Origin of the sequence: Clostridium saudiense (assembly GCF_000577815.1) — a bacterium.
Classification (GTDB): domain Bacteria; phylum Bacillota; class Clostridia; order Clostridiales; family Clostridiaceae; genus Clostridium; species Clostridium saudiense.
The window spans coordinates 1-20,803 of sequence record NZ_CBYM010000023.1 but is presented as its reverse complement, the minus strand read 5'-3'; the positions used below and the strand labels follow the sequence as shown (position 1 = coordinate 20,803).

At 27.8% G+C, this 20,803-nt stretch carries 19 protein-coding genes; 15 read left to right on the top strand and 4 right to left on the bottom strand.

The genetic code is table 11. The annotated features are described in order from the left end of the window. Positions 1-23: 23 nt before the first annotated feature. Entirely contained in the window at positions 24-926 is a 903-nt protein-coding gene (locus TY07_RS11350; protein ID WP_042399752.1) for an RluA family pseudouridine synthase, read from the top strand. Positions 927-990: 64 nt separating this feature from the next. Here the strand turns inward: TY07_RS11350 and TY07_RS11345 are convergent, their stop codons facing one another. Continuing rightward, positions 991-2,301 (bottom strand): D-alanyl-D-alanine carboxypeptidase, encoded by a 1,311-nt coding sequence (locus tag TY07_RS11345; RefSeq protein WP_042399750.1) that lies wholly within the window; start codon positions 2,299-2,301, stop codon positions 991-993. Positions 2,302-2,441: 140 nt separating this feature from the next. Between TY07_RS11345 and TY07_RS11340 the strand changes: the two genes are divergently transcribed. The 4 genes from TY07_RS11340 (at position 2,442) to rlmD (ending at position 5,929) form a co-directional block, all read left to right on the top strand. Further along, positions 2,442-3,152: a ComEA family DNA-binding protein gene (locus TY07_RS11340; RefSeq protein ID WP_052330705.1), complete on the top strand. Its 711-nt coding sequence runs from the start codon at positions 2,442-2,444 to the stop codon at positions 3,150-3,152. 125 nt (positions 3,153-3,277) lie between these two features. Then, on the top strand, positions 3,278-3,949 hold the full coding sequence (locus TY07_RS11335; protein WP_042399746.1) for a hypothetical protein: 672 nt from the start codon (positions 3,278-3,280) through the stop codon (positions 3,947-3,949). 43 nt (positions 3,950-3,992) lie between these two features. Next, positions 3,993-4,400: an RDD family protein gene (locus tag TY07_RS11330; RefSeq protein ID WP_042399743.1), complete on the top strand. Its 408-nt coding sequence runs from the start codon at positions 3,993-3,995 to the stop codon at positions 4,398-4,400. Between the two features lie 161 nt (positions 4,401-4,561). Further along, positions 4,562-5,929, top strand: coding sequence for a 23S rRNA (uracil(1939)-C(5))-methyltransferase RlmD (rlmD, locus tag TY07_RS11325; RefSeq protein WP_042399741.1), 1,368 nt, complete (start codon positions 4,562-4,564; stop codon positions 5,927-5,929). A gap of 148 nt (positions 5,930-6,077) precedes the next feature. On the opposite strand, the gene TY07_RS11320 is transcribed toward rlmD, so the two are convergent. After that, positions 6,078-8,855: an ABC transporter ATP-binding protein/permease gene (locus TY07_RS11320; RefSeq protein WP_042399738.1), complete on the bottom strand. Its 2,778-nt coding sequence runs from the start codon at positions 8,853-8,855 to the stop codon at positions 6,078-6,080. Between the two features lie 349 nt (positions 8,856-9,204). Here TY07_RS11320 and TY07_RS11315 point away from each other — a divergent pair, with 349 nt between their 5' ends. Further along, positions 9,205-9,966, top strand: a complete 762-nt coding sequence (locus tag TY07_RS11315) for a TMEM164 family acyltransferase (RefSeq protein WP_042399735.1) — start codon at positions 9,205-9,207, stop codon at positions 9,964-9,966. Between the two features lie 124 nt (positions 9,967-10,090). On the opposite strand, the gene TY07_RS18900 is transcribed toward TY07_RS11315, so the two are convergent. Beyond that, positions 10,091-10,774, bottom strand: coding sequence for a lysoplasmalogenase (locus tag TY07_RS18900; protein WP_042399734.1), 684 nt, complete (start codon positions 10,772-10,774; stop codon positions 10,091-10,093). A gap of 420 nt (positions 10,775-11,194) precedes the next feature. Here TY07_RS18900 and TY07_RS11305 point away from each other — a divergent pair, with 420 nt between their 5' ends. Continuing rightward, entirely contained in the window at positions 11,195-11,596 is a 402-nt protein-coding gene (locus tag TY07_RS11305) for a pyridoxamine 5'-phosphate oxidase family protein (RefSeq protein ID WP_042399732.1), read from the top strand. A 50-nt stretch (positions 11,597-11,646) separates the two neighbouring features. Here TY07_RS11305 and TY07_RS11300 read toward each other — a convergent pair whose 3' ends face one another. Next, on the bottom strand, positions 11,647-11,973 hold the full coding sequence (locus tag TY07_RS11300; RefSeq protein WP_042399729.1) for a winged helix-turn-helix transcriptional regulator: 327 nt from the start codon (positions 11,971-11,973) through the stop codon (positions 11,647-11,649). Positions 11,974-12,323: 350 nt separating this feature from the next. Here TY07_RS11300 and TY07_RS11295 point away from each other — a divergent pair, with 350 nt between their 5' ends. The 8 genes from TY07_RS11295 to speC all read left to right on the top strand — a co-directional run bounded on the left by TY07_RS11295 (position 12,324) and on the right by speC (position 20,772). Further along, on the top strand, positions 12,324-13,001 hold the full coding sequence (locus TY07_RS11295; RefSeq protein ID WP_042399726.1) for a flagellar brake protein: 678 nt from the start codon (positions 12,324-12,326) through the stop codon (positions 12,999-13,001). A gap of 239 nt (positions 13,002-13,240) precedes the next feature. Then, positions 13,241-13,642, top strand: coding sequence for a MerR family transcriptional regulator (locus TY07_RS11290; protein ID WP_042399724.1), 402 nt, complete (start codon positions 13,241-13,243; stop codon positions 13,640-13,642). Positions 13,643-13,687: 45 nt separating this feature from the next. Next, positions 13,688-14,653 (top strand): alpha/beta hydrolase, encoded by a 966-nt coding sequence (locus TY07_RS11285; protein ID WP_042399720.1) that lies wholly within the window; start codon positions 13,688-13,690, stop codon positions 14,651-14,653. Further along, a complete protein-coding gene (locus TY07_RS11280) occupies positions 14,646-16,064 on the top strand; it encodes a condensation domain-containing protein (RefSeq protein WP_078061350.1) in 1,419 nt (472 codons plus the stop codon). The genes TY07_RS11285 and TY07_RS11280 overlap by 8 nt, the downstream gene beginning before the upstream one ends. A 14-nt stretch (positions 16,065-16,078) precedes the next feature. Continuing rightward, entirely contained in the window at positions 16,079-16,324 is a 246-nt protein-coding gene (locus tag TY07_RS11275; RefSeq protein WP_052330704.1) for an acyl carrier protein, read from the top strand. Further along, entirely contained in the window at positions 16,317-16,874 is a 558-nt protein-coding gene (locus tag TY07_RS11270) for a 4'-phosphopantetheinyl transferase family protein (protein ID WP_042399717.1), read from the top strand. Before TY07_RS11275 ends, TY07_RS11270 begins: the two co-directional genes overlap by 8 nt. Beyond that, positions 16,861-18,387 (top strand): AMP-binding protein, encoded by a 1,527-nt coding sequence (locus tag TY07_RS11265; protein WP_042399714.1) that lies wholly within the window; start codon positions 16,861-16,863, stop codon positions 18,385-18,387. The genes TY07_RS11270 and TY07_RS11265 overlap by 14 nt, the downstream gene beginning before the upstream one ends. A gap of 234 nt (positions 18,388-18,621) precedes the next feature. After that, complete coding sequence (speC, locus tag TY07_RS11260; RefSeq protein WP_042399711.1) at positions 18,622-20,772, top strand: ornithine decarboxylase; 2,151 nt, start codon at positions 18,622-18,624, stop codon at positions 20,770-20,772. Positions 20,773-20,803 lie beyond the last annotated feature (31 nt).

Genomic DNA, 20,803 nt, shown 5'->3' with positions numbered 1-20,803 from the left:
CTCTTAACTTTAGGGAGGAAAACATGAGTACTTTAGAGAAGTGTGTAGATAAGGCTTTTGATGGAATAAAGATAAGAGAATACTTAAAAGAAGAGATGGGGTTATCATCAAGGCTTATTAGGGGTGCTGCTTTAGATAAAAGAATATTAGTAAATAATAATCCAGTTAAAATGAATTATGTATTAAAGGCTGATGATAATATTTTGATTAATCTTAAAAAGAAAGAAAGTCAAAATATAGAGCCAGAAAAAATAGAGATAGAAATAGTATATGAAGATAGCGATATTATTGTGGTGAATAAAAGACCTAATATGGTAGTTCATCCTACTAAGCGTTATCAATCAGGAACATTAGCAAATGCATTGTTATATTATTTTAAAGAAACTAACCAAGACTGTATTGTAAGACTTGTTAGTAGGCTTGATATGGATACATCTGGGTTAATAATAATTGCTAAAAATCAGTATGCTCATATGGAGTTATCAAAAGATATGCAACAAAATGGAATAGAAAAAAGATATTTAGCATTAGTCCATGGGCATATGGAGCAAATGGAGGGAACTATAGATAAGCCAATTTATAGGCCTGAAATTGAAGGAAATATGAGAAGAGTTGTAGATGAAAGAGGACAAAGGAGTATAACTCATTATAAAGTAGTAGAAAGATTAAAAAATGCTGATTTAGTTGAGTGTTTATTAGAAACAGGTAGAACACATCAAATAAGGGTTCATTTAAGTCATCTAGGACATCCTATTTATGGAGATACTTTATATGGAATTGAGGAAGATGCTCAGTTAATTTCAAGACAGGCACTTCATGCATATGGATTAAACTTTAAATCACCTAGAACAAAAGAATATCTTCAATTGAGAGCCGATTTACCTGAAGATATAAGAGCACTTTTAGAAAATCTAAGAGAGAGTTAAGAAAAAATTATAATATAAATAATTATTTTAATAAAAGAGTCTGCCTTAAAGGCAGACTCTTTTATTAAAAATTATGTTTATTTCTTATATAAGAACGTCTTGCTAAAAATCTTTTTCTTCTCTTTCTTTTACGTATTGAAAGAATAATGATAATTATAATAATTATTAAAATAATACCTGTTATTACTCCAGGAATAAAATACTTATTATTAGTAATAGAATTAACAGTATTTTTAACCGCTACTTCAGCTGTATATTTTCTAGATTCACCACTATCTAATTTTATATCACATATCTTATTGCCATTAATTAAAAGTGAAGCATTAAATAGTGTTTCACCTTTTTTTATAGATGTTTTACTTAAATCTTTATTTTCATAAGTAACTGATAAGTTAATATTATCGATATTTTCTCCATTTGCAAGATTGAAGGTATAATAAACATCATCAGCAGCAAGTAATGGAATAGTAGTTGAATCATCTATTTGATAATCATCTAATTTATCACCAGTTGTTACTATTTTTTCTGTTTTAAAGTTTTCAAATCCCCAATCAAATAATTGGCCAACTCCAGTATATAGACCATCTTTATCAGTAGCATTTAAAAATGCACCTACTATTTCTTGATCATCCTTAACTGCAACTGCAGCATATGAATGATTTGCAGCTACTGTATATCCAGTTTTTCCTGTATAAGCATATTTATAAGTATATGCTGAATTTTCTTTTAATAAAGGATTATGATTTGAAGCCCACTTTTCATTTCCATTTGAATAAGGATGATTTTCGTAAAAATATGATGGTGTTTGTGAAATCCTAACAAAGTCTGGATTTTGAGAAGCATACCTCATTATTAAAGCTAAATCATGAGCCGTTGTTAAATGTCCGTCTTCTGTTAACCCACTTGGATTTTTAAAGGAGGTATTTGTTGCTCCTAATTCTTTAGCTTTTTCATTCATAAGCTTGGCAAATTCCTCAATTGAACCTGCAACATGTTCTGCAATTGCTTCTGCACAATCATTTCCTGATTCTAATAACAATCCATAAAGTAATTCTTCAATTGTATAAACTTCGCCTTGTTCTATCCCTATGGAAGAGCCATCAGCTTTGGGTGGATTTTCTCCTATAGTAACTTGATCTGTAAGATTACATTTTTCTAATGCTATTATTGCTGTCATTACTTTTGTGGTTGATGCAGGCATATATTGAACATCAGAATTTTTTTCATATAGTACTTGACCAGTTTTTGCATCCATAAGATATACTCCTTCAGAGCATATATTAGGAAAGGCAAAGGTGTTTACTGAAGTAATATTTAACAACAAAATTGCTGAGAAAAATACTAAAGCAAACTTTTTGAATAATCTTTTCTTCATTTTTCTCTCCCTATATTTCATAGTTTACTTATTTAGTTTATCAAAAAAGGTGAAATAATTCCATATATATATTTATATAATAAGTTTATATATGGAATTTGTGTTAATAATTATAATGAGATTAATAAGTAGGTGAATAAATGGATAATATGAAAGAGAAATTAAAGAATATATTTAAAGAGAAAAAAACAATAGGTTTAACAGTAGTATTAATATTACTTCTTATAGTTTCATTAATGACATATGGAAAGAATAAAAGTAATGTTTTTAAAGATGAATATATGAATAATATTTTTATTGAGGAAAATGATAATTATAATGAAGAGCAAAAAACTAATAGTAGTAAAGATGAAATATTTAAAGAAGATTCAAGTTTAATAATTAATAATACCAATATTAATCAACAAGTAGGAAATATAATTGTAGTAGAAATTAAAGGTGAGGTCATTAATCCTGATGTATATAGTTTAAATGAAGGAAGTATAATTAAAGATTTAATAGAAGCAGCTGGAGGATTAACAAATGAAGCTGATATTTCTAATATAAATAGGGCAAAGGAAATAAACAATCATGAGCTTATAGTAATTAGAAATATTAATGATTCAGTTAGTAATGAGAACATAGAAATTAATGAAATTCAAGAAATAGAAATTGATGATGGTAAAATTAATATTAATACAGCTGATTTAAATAGACTTAAAGATATTCCAGGTATAGGTGATGTAAAAGCTAATTCTATTATTATGTATAGAGAAGAGAATGGTGGATTTAAAACAATAGATGAATTGAAAAATGTTGATGGAATAGGAGAAAAAACTTTTGAAAAAATAAAAAATAATATAAAAATATAATTCTTAATGTGAATTTTAAATAAATATGTTAATAAACACATTTAAATGAAAGGGTATTAATGTTATAATTAATAGGATTTAGGAAAGCATAATATTATGCTAATAAAGATATAGGGGGAAACAACATGAAGAGAAATGTAATAGCTTTAGCATTATGTACAGTTTTAGCTATTAGTGTTGTAGGATGCTCAAGTAATAATACAGAAAATAAAAATATAGCAAGTGATAATTCAAAAATAGCAATTGAAGATACTGATATTTTGTCAGGAACATGGTCAGAAGATTATAGTAGAGACGAAGTAAAGTCATTATTTGATAAAGCATTAGCAAGTGTTGAATCAACAGCAAAAGGATATTCATTAGAATATGAGGTAACTGAAAATGAAATAAAAGAAGAAAATGGTGAGTCAACTAATGATACATATGTATATTTAGATATTCCAGAAGCAGAGAGATTAGAAAGTATGTATTTTGGATTTAAACAATATGGGTCTGATTTAGCAAGTGGAAAATTAGAAATGAAGATGGGTTATAATTTAGATAGAAAAACTATATTAGAAGGACAAAAGTTTGAATTTGAAAACTTATCTTTAGCTGCATTTTCACAAGCTTTTACAGGGAATTATGAAAGGGATTATACTGAATTAGATAAGCAAATATATGACATAATTAAAAATGGAACTGGAGATGAAATACAAACAATTGAAAACAATCTTGATGGTTTAAAAGAAACAATAACCATAACAGATGACTTTTTGTTCTATAAATTAGAAAGTAGAGTATATAACTTTAAGTAAATAATAAGCTTTAATTATAAATATAAGTCCTATGGAGGTAGAAATGGTGAATAACAATGAAGAAAAGTTAAATAAGGGTGAAGGCCAAGTTGATGATAAAGATATAACTTTATCAGGTGAAGAATTAGAAGAGGCTGAAGTTTATTTAGCTGAAGAAGAAGTAGCAGAAGCTAAAGAATTTATTAGAGACGAAGAAATTAAAAGTGATGGCAAGTTATTACACTATACTAAAGTTATATTAAGTGGAGTATTAGATCAAATATTTGTAATGCTATTAGCAATGCTTATTTTTGGAATATTTGGTTTAGTAATAAGATTATTTGGGTATAAAATTGCTATGAGAGAAGAAGTATTTTTAATTACGTATATTATAAGTAATATATTCTATTACCCAGTAATGCAAGAGTTTTTACACGGAAAAACTTTAGGAAAGAAATTTATCTTCAGATAATATGTGATACACCTCTATATAATTATAGAGGTGTTTTTCTTTTAGTTTTAAGGTATAATATTAAAAGCTAGAGTTAAGATATAATATTATATTTAAATATTATTGAATAACTTAATAGGAAGTTTAAAAAGATAATTAAAATATAAAGATTGGAGTACAAGATGAAAAGAGGAAGTCAGTTAACATTAAAGATAAATAGCTTAGAATTCCCATCAACAGGAATATCAGAGTGTGAAGGAAAGAAGATTTATGTAAAAGGAGCTTTTCCAGGCCAAACAGTAAAAGCAACAGTTAAGAAAAAGAGAGATGAATATGCTGAAGCAAAGCTTGTAGAGGTTATTGAAAGAGCTGAATATGAAATACCAGCACCATGTCCTCACTTTGGAGTATGTGGAGGATGTAGTTCACAAAATTTAACTTATGAAAAGCAATTAGAGTTTTTAAGTGATGAAATATGCGAACTTTTTGAGGCTAGAGATTTACCAATGGGAATGTATCTTGGAGTAAAAGGTAGCGAAAATTGCTGGGAATATAGAAATAAGATGGAATTCACTTTTGGTGATTTAGAAAAAGGCGGAGAGCTTACTTTAGGAATGCATATGAAAGGTAAGTCTTTTGGTGTATTAACTGTTGATAGCTGTATGATAGTTGATGAAGATTTTAGAACTGTTCTTAAAACAACTGTAGATTACTTTAGAAAAACTGGATTACCTTATTATAGAGTAATGAAAAGAGAAGGTTACTTAAGACATTTAGTTATTAGAAAAGCCACTAATACTGGTGAACTTATGGTTAACTTAGTAACTACAACTCAAGTTGATTTTGATTTAACTGAATATACTGAATTACTTAAATCTCAAAATTATAAAGGGGAATTAGTATCTGTTTTACATACTGAAAATAACTCTTTATCAGATGCAGTTATACCTGAAAAGGTAAATGTGTTATTTGGAAGAGATTACATAGTTGAAACTTTACTTGGTCTTAAGTTTAAGATATCTCCATTCTCATTCTTCCAAACTAATTCTAAGGGAGCTGAATCTCTTTATAGTTTAGTTAGAGATTTTATGGGAGATGGTGAAAATAAAGTTGTATTTGACCTTTATTGTGGAACTGGTACTATTGGTCAAATAGCAGCACCTAATGCTAAGAAGGTTGTTGGACTTGAGCTTATTGAAGAGGCTGTTGAAGCTGCAAGAGAAAATGCTAAGCTTAATGGATTAAATAATTGTACATTTATAGCAGGTGATGTTGCTGAAACTATTAAGAAAGTTAAGGATAAACCAGATATAATTATCCTAGATCCACCAAGAAGCGGTGTTTCTCCAAAGGCACTTGATTATGTAATTAGATTTAATGCACCTGAAATTATATATGTTTCTTGTAACCCTAAGACTATGGTTGAAAACTTAGATGTATTATTAGCTCATGGATATACTGTTGATAAGAGTACAGTTAAGGATATGTTCCCAAATACACCTCACGCTGAGACAGTTGTTAGGCTTACGAAGAGCGGAGCGATGAAGTAAGACTTCTATTACTGTCCATGCAAAGGATGTTCAAGAGACTATAGTCGAGTGGAAGCAACCTACTGCTTGAGACTGTAGTTAGATTAATTAAGAAATAGTTATCAAGAAAAAAGGCCTTATTATTAAGGCCTTTTTGTGTTTAAGTAGATTATTCAGTTCTAAGAGCTGTAACAGGATCCTTTTTAGCAGCCTTTTTAGCTGGAACAAATCCACCTATAATAGTAAGAATCATGCTAAGTATAATTAATCCTATTGCACTTGATAGTGGCAATGAGGCATTAATAGTATCTAAATTTAATACAGAGTGAATAATAGAATTAATAGGAATTAATAATAATGCAGAAATTCCTACACCTAGTAAGCCTGAACAAAGTCCAATAATAAATGTCTCGGCATTAAATACTTGAGAAATATTATGTTTTGATGCTCCAATAGCACGTAAAATACCAATTTCTTTAGTACGTTCCATAACAGAGATAAATGTAATAATTCCAATCATAATTGATGAAACAATAAGAGAAACAGCAACGAATGCAATTAATACATATGAAATAACATCAATTATAGTAGTTATAGAAGATAATAATATTCCAATATAATCAGTATAACTAATTTGATCTTCTTCATTTGCAGTTGAATTATAGTCTTCGATACAATCAGAAATAGCTTCTTTATTTTCAAAGCTATCTGTATAAATACTAATAGATGATGGTGCATCTAAGCTTACTACACCAAAAGTAGTCATGTTATCATCATAACTTCCAGTAGAAATATATGCATCGTAAATTTTAAGTAGTGTATCATCATCAGGTGACTTTAAGTATTCATCTAACATTGCTGCAAGTTGCTCTTCGCTCATAGTTGATATATCTGGTGTTCCGGCTTGCATTGATGTTGATATTCCTTCATCTTCAACATTACTAGTAGATTGCATAGAGTACATCATAGTTTTAAATAAATTTGCTTTATCAGAAACACCAAGTCCTTCTAAGTATTTCTTTGCATCAGCTATTTTTTCGTCATCACTAGAAGGAGAAAATTCCATTCCATTTAACACATTAATAGTTGAGCTTTCTTTTTGAGCCTTAACTACTTCACTATTATCTGTATATTCAATAATATAATCAGTAAGAGCTTTTGTATATCCAATGGCACTAGTAATAGATGCATTTTTAGCATCTTCTTTTGGACGAACTACACCTGTTATTTTTAATTTTATAGCATTGTCCAATAATTTTTCCATTTCATTTACATTATCTTTTATTGATGTAAAAGTACCATTACCATTTGAAATATAAGTATCACAGTCAGGAATCATATAGAATTCTTGATTACATATATCTTCGTATTTCCAACTTTTGCTTTCAAGTTTTATTTCCTCACCATTTTCGATTTTAGTCATTAATTCTTTATATTCAGCACTTGGTAAAATACCTAATTGATAAAGTGTAGTAGCAGAAATTTCATTGTTTTGATCTAGGGTAAGTATAACTTCGTCATAAGCAGTAGGCCAATCACCGTATAATAAGTCATAGCTATCCTTAATAGCGTCACTTACTGATGCACCGTCTTTACCAGGAAGCAATTCTTTAAAGTTATTTGAACTAGATGAAAATCCACTTATTTTAGATATAGGCATTGATGACATAGCAGATATTCCTGTCATTGTAATTGAAGAAGAATTTTTATCTGTAAGTGTACTTCCATCTGTATTTACAAAAGTTCCTTCTGAATCCTTTGTGTATACACCAAATTTAGTATCATAAGAATATATAATACCATTTTCACCTACATATTGGTTTATTTCACTATCAGGATTATCCAAATACTTTTTAAATTCAGTTAAGTTATTTTCAGTAAAGCTACTTGTCATAGTAGAAGCCATTTCAATACCAGAACCATTTGAATAAATTGCATTTAAATCATGATTGACGTCACTAGGTTTTCCAGGGGTAGGTCCTCCTGAAGACATTATACTGCTAATATCGATTGTTTCAGCTTCAATAGATATAGGATATGATGTCATAGTATCCTTTTGAATATTATCAATATAGGTATTTACACCATTGCTCAGTGATAATATTAAAGCAATTCCAATAATACCTATAGAACCTGCAAAGGCTGTTAAAAGTGTTCTTCCTTTTTTAGTCTTTAAGTTATTAAAGCTTAAAGATAAGGCAGTTAACAATGACATTGACGCTTTTCCCATATTTTCATGTTTTGGTGGAGCCATATTCTTAATATCTATCTCATATGGATTAGAGTCGCTTATGATATGTCCATCTTTTACCTTAACAATACGATTAGCATATTCTTCTGCTAATTCTGGGTTATGGGTTACCATAACAACTAGTCTATCTTTAGCAACCTCTTTTAATAAATCCATAACTTGAATACTAGTTTCACTATCAAGTGCCCCTGTTGGTTCATCGGCTAGTAATATTTCTGGATCATTTACTAATGCTCTTGCAATAGCAACACGTTGCATTTGACCTCCAGACATTTGATTAGGTTTTTTATGAAGTTGTTTTCCAAGTCCTACTTTTTCTAGAGCTTCTATTGCACGTTTTTTTCTTTCGGCTTTAGATATGCCAGAGATAGTTAAAGCTAATTCAACATTTGAAAGCACAGTTTGATGAGGAATCAAGTTATAGCTTTGGAATACAAAACCAATAGTATGATTTCTATAAGAATCCCAATCCCTATCTTTATATTTTTTTGTTGAAATGCCATTAATAATTAAATCACCACTATCATAACGGTCAAGGCCCCCAATAATATTTAATAATGTGGTTTTTCCAGAGCCACTAGGACCTAAGATAGCTACGAACTCACTATCTCTAAGATTTAAAGATACTTCATTAAGTGCAGTTTGTACTAAATCGCCAGTAATATACTTTTTACTTATTTTCTGAATTTGAAGCATTTTTTTGTTCACTCCTTACTATAGATTTGAAATAATAATACTTGCTTTGGCAATATTATGTATTTTACACTACTTTTATAAATTGAAAGTAAACTAATTAGTGGTAGATTAAAAAATATTATTTATTTTAAAATAGAAATAAAAAAGAAGTGGCTGTATCAGATTGAATTGATAAATTCAGTATGATATAGCCACTTTTAATAGTTATTTTTAAATTCTAATTTTTAATTTATTATACCCACTATTATTTGTCTGCATAAAATAATAGTGGTGAGTTTTTGTATTTTTTATGATTTAAACAAGTTAAGAGTTTAATTTTAAAGTAAATATGAAAGTGAGTGTCTGTATAATGGATATATTTAATCAATTTTGGGTACCAAGAAAAATATATAAGCCTTGCGGAATGTTTACAGAAGGACACATGATATTATTATTAATTAGTGTATGTGTACTTACTTTTTTATTGATTATTTCAATAAAAATAACGGTAGAAAAAATTGATATATTGACAAAAGTATTTGCAGTTAGTTTAACTTTCTTAGAAGGAATAAAGATATTTTTTAATTTTTATTGGGGATATACAAAGGTTAATTATTGGTTCCCAATATCATTTTGTTCAATATTTATATATGCTTTATGGATGAGTGGATTTACTAATGGGTATTTAAAGAAATTAGGAGATTCTTTTATTACAGGAGTAACAGTGGTTGCTGGAGGTGCATATTTATTATTTCCATCTACTTCGTTAACTGCATATCCAATAGGCCATTATTTATGTATTTATAGTATGTTGTTTCATACATTAATGATTTATATGGGAGTATTATATTTAAGAAAAAAACAAATAAATCTAAATTGGAAGACATTTAAAAAGTTTATTGTGATTTATTTATTTTTTTCTGTAATTTCTATTTTTATTAATAATATAACTGGAAGTAATTTAATGATGTTATCTTCACCAGCTAATATTCCAGTAAAATTACTTCATACTTTATATGGAGTTAATAGATGGGCATATACAGGAGTAGTATTTTTAGTATATTTATTTGTACCATATTGGTTAACTTCGTTTGTAGTAAAGCAATTAAGTATAAGAAAGAAAACAAGTTAATAATAGTTTGAAAAGGGGAAATATGGAATTTTACTAGGAATAAACATAGAGTTAAGAAGTAATTAAAAAATTACTTCCTAACTCTATGTTTATATGTGTATTATTTATGAGATAAAAGGTTGAGCTATATATATAAAATGCTTAGAGCAATTAGAAATTGTCCAACATAATAACAGAGTAGATTTAGTCTACTAATTGACTTTGGACAATTTTTATAAAACATTACAAATGATAATAAATAATCGGAAGCTATAAATAGAATTGCACCAACAATGATAAGGGATAAGGCTAATGTATTTGTAGAAGTAAGAGAAATTAAAGAAATAGACTTACAGACCATAAAGCTAATTAAAAAGCCATAAACTGTGCATGGAATAATTAAGTTGCGAAAATCTATTTTTTTATTGTATTTAAGAGATGCAATGATAATAAAAGTTAAAAAAATAGCAAAAATAATATCTCTGATATGAAATGTAGATAAATTAATAAAGCAAATTGAGTAAAAAATATGAGTAACAGAAAAGCTAATTATACCCAACATAAATAAAATATAATTAAATTTAGGTTCAGATTTTTTTATTCCAAGAAAAATATCTCCTAGGAAAGAAAAGAGTAATCCTATAAAAATAAGATAGAAGTAAGTTAAATTAACTGGATTATTTAAATAAGCTGTAATTGAAATAAGCAAAAAGCATAGGCTACAGAATATTTTTGAGATTAATCTAAAATTGGTGCTTTTTAAAAATGTTGAATAAATTAATATTCCAAGACAGAGAAATCCCAAAAGAATAGAAATATAGGTGATCATGGAAGGCCCTCCAGTGAAATAATTCTTATAGAATATATTATTTAGTAAAAAAGGGTTTTGATACAGGTAATTTAGTCAGAGATTAGATAGTTTTATCTAATCTTTTTTTATAAGAAAAAAGTAAATAAAGTGATGGAATATACTATATATACTTTAAATATTAAGGTAAAGGTTATAGAGATTTTAAGAAATTATAATTGAAATCTGTGTATGGACCAGATAATAATATAATTTTATAGTTGATAGAAGAAACTAGATTACTTCTAGGAAACTATATTACTGAAAGGTACTTATGCCACTTTAAAGTGCGTTCTTCTCACTGCTTGGAATAATAGATATAATACAAATATAGGAAGTGGCCACCAATAATAAAATTTCTAAATTATTAATAGTATTTTCAGTGATTAAGGAGATAAAGATATGAGAGAAGTAGTTGAATTTTTACAAGAAAACCCGGTACAATACTTAGCAACAATAGGAAGAGACGGAAAAGCAAAGTGCCGTCCATTTATGTTTTGTTTTGAAAAAGATAATAAATTATGGTTCTGCACAAATAATCAAAAGGATGTATATAAGGATATACAAGTTAATCCTAAAATTGAAATTTCGGTTTCAAGTCCTAGTTATGCTTGGATAAGATTAAATGGGGAAGCGGTATTTGAAGATAATAAGGAAGTTAAAGAAGGATGTATGTCTAATCCAATTGTCAAAGGACAATATAATAGTGCTGATAATCCAATATTCGAAGTATTTTATTTAAAAGATGCACATGCTGTTATTGCTGATTTTTCAGGAAATCCACCAAAGGAATATAACCTTTAATTAATAAAAAAACAAAGTGATGCTTTTATAAGTGTCACTTTGTTTTTTTATTATATATTTTTAGATTTATAGTTCTCACCCCAGGTATACATAGCATCTAGAATTGGCTTTAAACTATAGCCTGTTTCGGTAAGAGTATATTCAACTTTAGGAGGTATCTCAGGATAAACTTTACGCACTAAAAGACCATTAGCCTCCATATTTCTAAGGTGACTAGTAAGTACTTTTTGAGTAATTCCAGTTACTGATCTCATTAGTTCATTGAATCTTTTAGTTCCAGTTAATAAATCTCTAATAATTACAACAGTCCATTTATCACTTATAAGGGATAATGTAGTTTCTACTGGACAAGCTGGTAATGGTTTTTCGTTTGACATAATAAAGCCTCCTAAAAGTATATAAAAGGATGTATAGATATTTATATACCATAATTTATTAATTTAATTTTATAATATATTAAGTATGGATTCAATAATCCACAAGAAATAATAAAATAACATAATGAGTATTGCATTTTTAGGACTTTAATATTCACAATTTTGCTAATTGATATATTAATAAGCTATTAACATTTATTTCCTTGAATTTGAATGTACTACTACATAGATATATTATAAATAAATTATTTGATTGTATATTTAATGATAATATATAATAAAAATGGAATAAATTATAATTTAAAGGTAAAATGGGTAATTATATTAGAATAAAAGAGGTAGGGGGAATTATGTTAAGCTTATTTAATAAGAATTCGATTAAAAATATTGATAAGTCGATTAAAAAATATGAACAGCAATTAAAAAATGATTTAAATTTATCATTAAGAGTAAGATATAATGGGAGGCAATACACAACATATGTTGAAAGCTTTGATGAGAGAGAAGTAATTTTTAGATGTCCAACAGATGAATATCAAATAGTTAGATTTAAAGAAGATACTATAATTAGGATAGAATTTATATCATCAGAGTCACTATATACAACAGAATTATTAATCACAAATAAAATAGTACGAGGACAAATAGTATATTATAGGGGAGAAATAAATTCACAAATACAAGAAAAACAACGAAGAAAAAGTAATAGATTACCTTTAATATTAGATTTAAAATATACTATATTACCAGCAGAAAGTGCAAAATATAGTGCTAATACTATTGATATTAGTTCAGGTGGGATGTTGATTGAGACCGATGAAAATATAAAAAGTAAGGATATACGGGTGTTATTCAAAATAGAAGGACAATCATACTCATCAAAAGCTAAGATATTAAAAAAAAGAATTAGTTATAAAAATGATACATATCTTTATAATATTAAATTTATAGGATTAAATAATAGACATATAAATCAGATTCATAAGTATGTAGCAGATAATCTTCCAGAGTCTAAAAAAGATAAATAAGAAAATAAAATTACATATTAGCATAGAAGAGAAAATAGTTAATAAAATTATTTTCTCTTTTTTATTGAAAATATTTGATAATCAAAGTAAAGGTTTAGATGACAAAAAGTATTAAAGTATTATGGATATTTCCTAGGAAATTTATCGAAAAAATCATTAATTTGATGATTAAGGAAAGAATATATTATTTGACATAGAGTACACTCTACCACTTATAATGAACTAATAGGAGGGATAAAATGGAATATTTGATTAAAGATGCATCAAAAAAACTTAATATTTCAATATATACTCTTAGATATTATGACAAAGAAGGATTAACACCATTTGTAAAAAAAGATGAAAATGGTGTAAGAAAATATACAGAAGAAGATTTAGAATGGATAAGACTGCTTATGAATCTTAGAGATATTGATATGCCTATTTCAAATATAAAAGAATATATTCAATTATATCTACAAGGTGATAAAACTATAGATGAGCGCAGAGATTTAATGTGTAGGTATACAGAATATATAAAAAAGAAAATCGAAAATACAATAAATAATTTAGAAATGGCAATACGAAAACTAAAGCAATATGATTCTGCAGTAGCAGATATATTGGATGATAAAGATTTATTTGAGTTTAATAAAAAATAATATAAGTAAATTTTGGCCAAAATTTCACTAATTGAGAGGTGTAATTTGATAAGGAAATTATTAATTGGTGGAGTAGTATGTTTTACAGTAGGAGAAGTTGCAATAGCCTCATACTTACTAAAAAGAACTTTAGTAAGGGGAAGGGCTGATGTTGAAAGAACAAAAAAGATGTCAGGAACTAATTGGGTTAAGTATATTCCTGAAATTAAAAAGAGGAAAGATTGGCTTATTAATCAAGAACATAAAGACGTTTATGTAAAGTCAAATGATGGCTTAAAATTACATGGTATATTATTTCCTAAAAACGATTCAAAAAAAATAGTTATTTGTTTACATGGATATTCAAGTAATGCAGGAATAAGTGACCATGCTGCTATATCAAAATTTTATTTAGATATGAATTTTAATATTTTAATGATAGATGCTAGAGCTCATGGAAGAAGTGAAGGAAAGTATATTGGTTTTGGATGTTTGGATAGATATGATTTATTATGTTGGATAAGTTATATTATAGAAAGATTTGGTGATGACTGTGAAATACTATTACATGGTATTTCAATGGGAGGAGCTACGGTATTAATGGCAAGTGGACTTGAACTTCCTAACAATGTAAAGGGCATTATATCTGATTGCGCATTTACTTCAGCTTGGGAAGTATTTGTTGATGTTTTAAAGGACATGTACCATATACCACCGTATCCAATAATTAATATAGCAAATAGTATTAGTAAAAGTATTGCTGGATATGGATTAAATGAATGTAATTCAGCTGAAGAAGTAAAGAAAGCAAAGGTTCCAATACTATTTATACATGGTGATAATGATACCTTTGTTCCATGTAGTATGAGTAAAGAAATATATAAAAATTGTGCTTCGCCAAAGGCATTACTTATAGTTAAAGATGCAGGACATGCTGAATCTTACTATAAGGACACAATAAATTATGAAAAAAAAGTTAAAGATTTTATAGAAAGATACTTATCAAATAAGGAAGTGATTATTAATGATTAACGAAATGACAGAGAAAAAATTATATCCATTAACATATGCACAAAAGCTACACTTTTTTACATTGAGATATTGTCCTAAAAAGCAAGTATTGAATATAGGTACAAGCTTAACTATAAAAGAAGATATTAACTTTGATATTTTAAAGGAATCTATATATGAAGCCTATTCAAGATGTGAATCTATGAGGCTTAGGTTTGTTACTGATTCAGAAGGAAATGTATTTCAATATGTAGCAGACAAGGAAGAACGAGATATTGAATTTTTTGATTTTTCATCATGGAGAATGGAAGATGCTGAGGCTAAAATGAGAGAGTGGACAGAAACTCCATTTGATAGAGAAGATAAGCCATTAAATAGGATAGTAATGATTATTACTCCGGATAATTATAAGGGAATATATTTATTAGTAGATCATATGACTATGGATGCTCAAAGCTTAATAGTTTTTATGAAGGATATAATTGAAATTTATTGCCATAAGAGATATGAAGGTGTAGAATATCCCCAAAATATGGCTTCATATATAAATCAGCTAGAAAAAGATTTAGAATATGAGGCAGGTTCTAAATTTAAGGAAAGAGATAGAGTGTTTTTTGAAAAGTTAATTGAAATGTCAGAACCGATTTACAATGATATTAATGGAATAGAAAGATTATTAGAAGAAAGACATAAACGTGGTGATGATAGTGTAAGAAATGTTACTAATGTAAGTGATAATGTAGATGCTAATATTACAGTATTTAGTTTAGAAGCAGAGCCATCACATAGATTAATAGAGTTTTGTGAAAATAATAAAGTACCGATGGTTTGTTTATTAATGATGGGTCTTAGAACTTATCTTCAGAAATTTAACTATCAAGATGATGTTTCAATAATGAGTACAGTAGCAAGAAGAGCTACAATATCAGAAAAGAAAAGTGGTGGAACAAGAGTGCATTGTTTCCCATGTAGAACAATTGTTAATAAAGAAGAAACATTTATGGAAGGCATAGAAAAAATACGAGAAGCTCAAAACAACCTGTTTAGACATGCTAATTATAATCCTGTTGAGTACTTAAATTATAGAACAAGCTTTTATAATAATGAACCAGGTCAAACTTATGAGCCACTTAGTTTAACTTATCAGCCTTTAACTATGAAAGACGTAAAACAAAGAACTGGCCAAACTATAGATTTTAGTGGTATTGATTATAAAACCAATTGGTATTCGAATGGAGCTTGTGCACATACTCTATATTTAACAGTAATGCATAGATCAAATGATAATGGATTGAACTTTAGTTTTGAATATAAAACCGGAAGAGTTACGCCAGAAAAATTAGAGTATATGTATTATTATATATGTAAGATTTTATTTGAAGGAATTAAAAATCCTTATAAGAGTATTGGGGAAATAATTGAAAGTGTATAAGTGTGGAGGTTATTATGATATTTAATAAAGTTAAAGATATATTAAGTGATTATATAGATATGGATAGTAATGAAATTAAGTTAGAAACAAGATTAGCTGAAGATTTAGGATTAAATTCTTATGAATTTATGAGTGTTATAGGAGAAATAGAAGAGGAATTTGATGTAGAGCTAGATGAAAGAGAAATAGTTAAACTTATTTCAATAGCAGATTTACTAGATTATATAAGTAATTTTAAAGAAGAAAATGTATTTGCATAAAGTAGTTAATTTAGATAAAAATCTTTCAAAGGTACAAAAAAACAAAGAACTTCATAAAGCTGCATTTAATTTATTAGAAGAAAATTTAATAAAAGAGTTTCGTTTAAAGAAAGAGGACCTGAAGTATATGATTGGTTTAAATGGAAAGCCATGTTTAAAAAAAGGTTCTCCTTTTTTTAGTATCAGTTATTGTGATAATATTGTTGTTTGTATTATAAGTGAAAGAAATGTAGGTATCGATATTGAGGATATTAAGGAAGCTAATAAATTTATAGTAAATAAAGCATTAACACAAAAAGAAAAAATTCAATTAAGTTCTTTAAACATGGATAGAAATGAATATTTTTTTAGAATATGGACTTTGAAGGAAGCATTGTTAAAAAATATAGGTCATGGATTATCTTATGGTATTAAAAATATTGAATTTGATATTAAAGATGATATTGATTGCAACTTAAATGGATTTAGGTTTAAACAAGAAAAGGTAAGTATAAGGGATAAAGAATATATAATATCTATAGCTTGGGGGGATATTGATGAACGATATTAAAAATATGAAAGATATAATTAATTATGCAGCAAGTAATTATGGTGATAGTGTAGCATTTAAATATAAAATTAGTAAAAAAGAGATTGAAACTAGAAGTTATAGGGATTTAAAAGAGGATAGTGAAACTGTAAGTAATGCATTAAAGTCTTTAAACATGTTAGGAAAACATGTGGCAATAATAGGTTCTACATCTTATGAATGGATTATAAGTTACTTTGGGGTTGTGAATTCTGGTGGGGTGATTGTTCCCATAGATGATAAATTACCAGTAAGTGATGTGTGTGAACTTATAGAAAGGTCTGACTCAGAAGTTTTAATATATGATAATAATAGAATAGATGTAGCTAAAGCAGTTAAGGAAAAATGCCACAAAATAAAACATATAATTTCAATGACAGAAAGTCTTAATAATGAATTTGCTTTATCATTGAATGAAATAATGGAGGATAATAGGGGTCCATTTTCAATGGATATTGATAATGAAAAACTTTGTACAATATTATTTACATCAGGTACTACAGGAAAAAGTAAGGGGGTAATGCTTAATCATAGAAATCTTTCTGATAATGCAACAGTTTGTGATATGCAACTTAAACCAGGAACCGTATCAATGACAGTATTACCTATCAATCATGTTTTTTGTTTTACTATGGATATATTAAAGGGCATATATTGTGGACTTTGTATATGTATAAATGATTCTATGATAAGATTTTCTAAAAATTTAAGTTTATTTAAACCAGAAGTAATGTGCCTTGTGCCTATGGTAATAGAAGGATTGTATAACAAACTTATGGATGCTAGTGTGATGTTACCTAAAAAGCTTATTGCAGGGGCTGCTTTAGGAGGAAAACTAAAAACTATTTATAGCGGTGGTGCATATTTGAATCCAAAGTATATTGATGGCTTTAAGGCGTTTGGAATAGATGTAATACAAGGCTATGGTATGACTGAATGTTCTCCTGTAATAAGTACTAATCTACCTGGAAAAGTAAAAAAAGAATCTGTAGGGCAACTTGTAGCAAATTGTGAAGCTATAGTTGTAGATGAAGAAATATACGTAAAAGGTTCAAGTGTCATGATGGGATATTATAAAATGCCTGAAGAGACAAAAGAAACATTAGTTAATGGATATCTTAAAACAGGGGATTTAGGTTATATAGATGAAGATAATTATCTTTATATAACTGGAAGAAGAAAAAATCTTATAATTTTAGCTAATGGTGAAAATGTATCGCCAGAAGAATTAGAAAATGGACTTTTAGAGAATAGAATGCTTAAAGAAATTGTAGTTAGTGAAGAGAAAGATGTAATTAAAGCAGAGGTATTTCCAGATTATGATTATTTAGACAAAAAGAAAGTAAAAAATGTTCAAGAGGAAATTCAAAATATTGTTGATAAATATAATAGGGAATTACCAAGCTATAAAAGAATTAATAAAGTATATATAAGAAAAGATGAGTTTGAAAAGACAACGTCTCAAAAAATTAAAAGACAATATGTGAAAAAATAATAAGTAGAAGTAAGCTAGGTGATTAATCATCTAGCTATTTTTATAAAATAATGTAAATGATTATAAATATTTGACCAAAATTAAAATTATTTTTTATATATTGAGTTTATATCATTTACTTTGAAAAATGCTAACTATATAATTATGATGATAATTAATAAACTATATTTATAATATATTTTACTAATTAGGTAAATTATAAATATATAAACTAAAAAGATTGGGGGAATAGGCATGAAATCATTAAAGATTGCTTGTACCGAAAGAACTAGAAATTACTTTTTTACAGATAGGGAGACCATAGAAGTTGGTACAACTGATTATACTGATGTAGCAGCTGCTGTAGTAAATGAAAGTGATATAGAAAGTATAAATGATATATATGATACAAGATTTGGAATAGAAATATTTGTATTAGCAGAAACAGATGAATTTGATAATGAAATTAAAAATAAAGTACATAAAATAATACAGATCAATGAATTGAATGAGGAAGAATTTAGTAAAGAGTTAAATAAGGTTGCAGATAAATATGAAGAAGAGATATTGCCACCATTTTTTGATGTTTTAAGTGAATATTCAAGAAGAGGAAATTTACAGTTTGCATGTCCAGGGCATCAAGGTGGTCAATATTTCATGAAGCATCCAGCTGGAAGAGCTATGTATGAATTCTTTGGCGAAAATATATTTAAATCAGATATATGTAATGCGGATGTTGACTTAGGAGATTTATTAATACATGAAGGTCCAGCTATGTCAGCTCAAACTTATGCTGCTAAAGTATATAATGCAGACAAGACTTATTTCGTAATGAATGGAACAAGTACTTCTAATTCAGTAGTAATAAATGCAATAGTTTCTCCAGGAGATTTAGTTTTATTTGATAGAAATAATCATAAGTCTATATATAATTCAGCATTAGTTTCAAATGCTGGAAAGCCAGTATATTTAGAAACTTCACGTAATCCTTTTGGATTTATAGGAGGAATAGATGCTCACTGTTTTGATGAAAAATACTTAAGAGAAGAAGCAGCTAAAGTAGATAGTGAAAAAGCTAAGGAAAAAAGACCATTTAGATTAGCTGTTATACAACTTGGAACTTATGATGGAACTATATATAATGCAAGACAAGTTGTTGATAAAATAGGGCATCTTTGCGATTATATATTATTTGATTCTGCTTGGGTTGGATATGAGCAATTTATACCAATGATGAGAGAGTGTTCACCATTATTATTAGAGTTAAAGCCTGATGATCCAGGAATATTAGTTACTCAATCTATTCATAAGCAACAAGCAGGGTTTTCACAAACATCTCAAATTCACAAAAAGGATAGTCATCTTAGAGGACAAAAACGTTATGTAGATCATAAAAGATTTAATAATGCTTATATGCTATATGCATCAACAAGTCCATTTTATCCACTATTTGCAGCATTAGATGTTAATGCAAGAATGCAAGATGGAGAGGCAGGAAAGAAACTTTGGGCAGATTGTATAAAGGTTGGAGTTGAAGCAAGAAAAGATGTATTAGAAAGATGTGAATTATTAAAACCATTTATACCTCCTGTGGTTAATGGAAAGCCATGGCAAGATTATCCTACAGAAGAAATAGCGAATAATATAGAATTCTTTAAATTCTATCCGGGAGAAAAGTGGCATTCTTTTGAAGGATATGGAGAAAATCAATATTTTGTAGACCCTAATAAGTTTATGTTAACAACTCCGGGAATAGATGTAGAAACTGGTGAGTATGAAGAGTTTGGAATTCCAGCAACAATACTTGCTAATTATTTAAGAGATCATAGAGTTGTACCTGAAAAAAATGATTTAAATTCAATATTATTTTTATTAACACCAGCAGAAAGTACTTCAAAAATGAAAGGTCTTGTGGATCATTTAGTAAGATTTGAAAATCTTATAAAAGAAGATGCTCCATTAAATGAAGTTTTACCAAAACTTTATGCTAAATATGAAGAACGTTATAAAGGATATACAATAAGAAGATTATGTCAAGAAATGCATGATTTTTATAAGAAAAATGATGCAAAAACTTATCAAAAATTATTATTTAGAAAAGATTATTTGCCAGAATATGTAATAAATCCAAATGAAGCCAGTATTGAACTAAAAAGAAATAATGCTAAGTTAGTTCCATTAAGTGATATAGTTGGAGAAATAGCATTAGAAGGAGCTCTTCCTTATCCACCAGGAGTATTTTGTGTAGTTCCAGGTGAAAGATGGAATAATGTTGCTCAAAAATATTTTTCAATTTTAGAGGAAGGAATTAATAGATTCCCAGGATTTGCGCCAGAAATTCAAGGTGTTTATCTTGAAAAAGAAGATGGAAAAATAAGAGCATATGGATATGTTTTAGATAAATAATAATTTAAATATAATAACGAATCTGTTAAGC

Coding starts and splice junctions, on each gene's coding strand:
- TY07_RS11350 (WP_042399752.1), top strand. CDS start 24: ATGAGTACTTTAGAGAAGTGTGTAGATAAGGCTTTTGATGGAATAAAG.
- TY07_RS11345 (WP_042399750.1), bottom strand. CDS start 2,301: ATGAAGAAAAGATTATTCAAAAAGTTTGCTTTAGTATTTTTCTCAGCA.
- TY07_RS11340 (WP_052330705.1), top strand. CDS start 2,442: ATGGATAATATGAAAGAGAAATTAAAGAATATATTTAAAGAGAAAAAA.
- TY07_RS11335 (WP_042399746.1), top strand. CDS start 3,278: ATGAAGAGAAATGTAATAGCTTTAGCATTATGTACAGTTTTAGCTATT.
- TY07_RS11330 (WP_042399743.1), top strand. CDS start 3,993: ATGGTGAATAACAATGAAGAAAAGTTAAATAAGGGTGAAGGCCAAGTT.
- rlmD (WP_042399741.1), top strand. CDS start 4,562: ATGAAAAGAGGAAGTCAGTTAACATTAAAGATAAATAGCTTAGAATTC.
- TY07_RS11320 (WP_042399738.1), bottom strand. CDS start 8,855: ATGCTTCAAATTCAGAAAATAAGTAAAAAGTATATTACTGGCGATTTA.
- TY07_RS11315 (WP_042399735.1), top strand. CDS start 9,205: ATGGATATATTTAATCAATTTTGGGTACCAAGAAAAATATATAAGCCT.
- TY07_RS18900 (WP_042399734.1), bottom strand. CDS start 10,774: ATGATCACCTATATTTCTATTCTTTTGGGATTTCTCTGTCTTGGAATA.
- TY07_RS11305 (WP_042399732.1), top strand. CDS start 11,195: ATGAGAGAAGTAGTTGAATTTTTACAAGAAAACCCGGTACAATACTTA.
- TY07_RS11300 (WP_042399729.1), bottom strand. CDS start 11,973: ATGTCAAACGAAAAACCATTACCAGCTTGTCCAGTAGAAACTACATTA.
- TY07_RS11295 (WP_042399726.1), top strand. CDS start 12,324: ATGTTAAGCTTATTTAATAAGAATTCGATTAAAAATATTGATAAGTCG.
- TY07_RS11290 (WP_042399724.1), top strand. CDS start 13,241: ATGGAATATTTGATTAAAGATGCATCAAAAAAACTTAATATTTCAATA.
- TY07_RS11280 (WP_078061350.1), top strand. CDS start 14,646: ATGATTAACGAAATGACAGAGAAAAAATTATATCCATTAACATATGCA.
- TY07_RS11275 (WP_052330704.1), top strand. CDS start 16,079: ATGATATTTAATAAAGTTAAAGATATATTAAGTGATTATATAGATATG.
- TY07_RS11265 (WP_042399714.1), top strand. CDS start 16,861: ATGAACGATATTAAAAATATGAAAGATATAATTAATTATGCAGCAAGT.
- speC (WP_042399711.1), top strand. CDS start 18,622: ATGAAATCATTAAAGATTGCTTGTACCGAAAGAACTAGAAATTACTTT.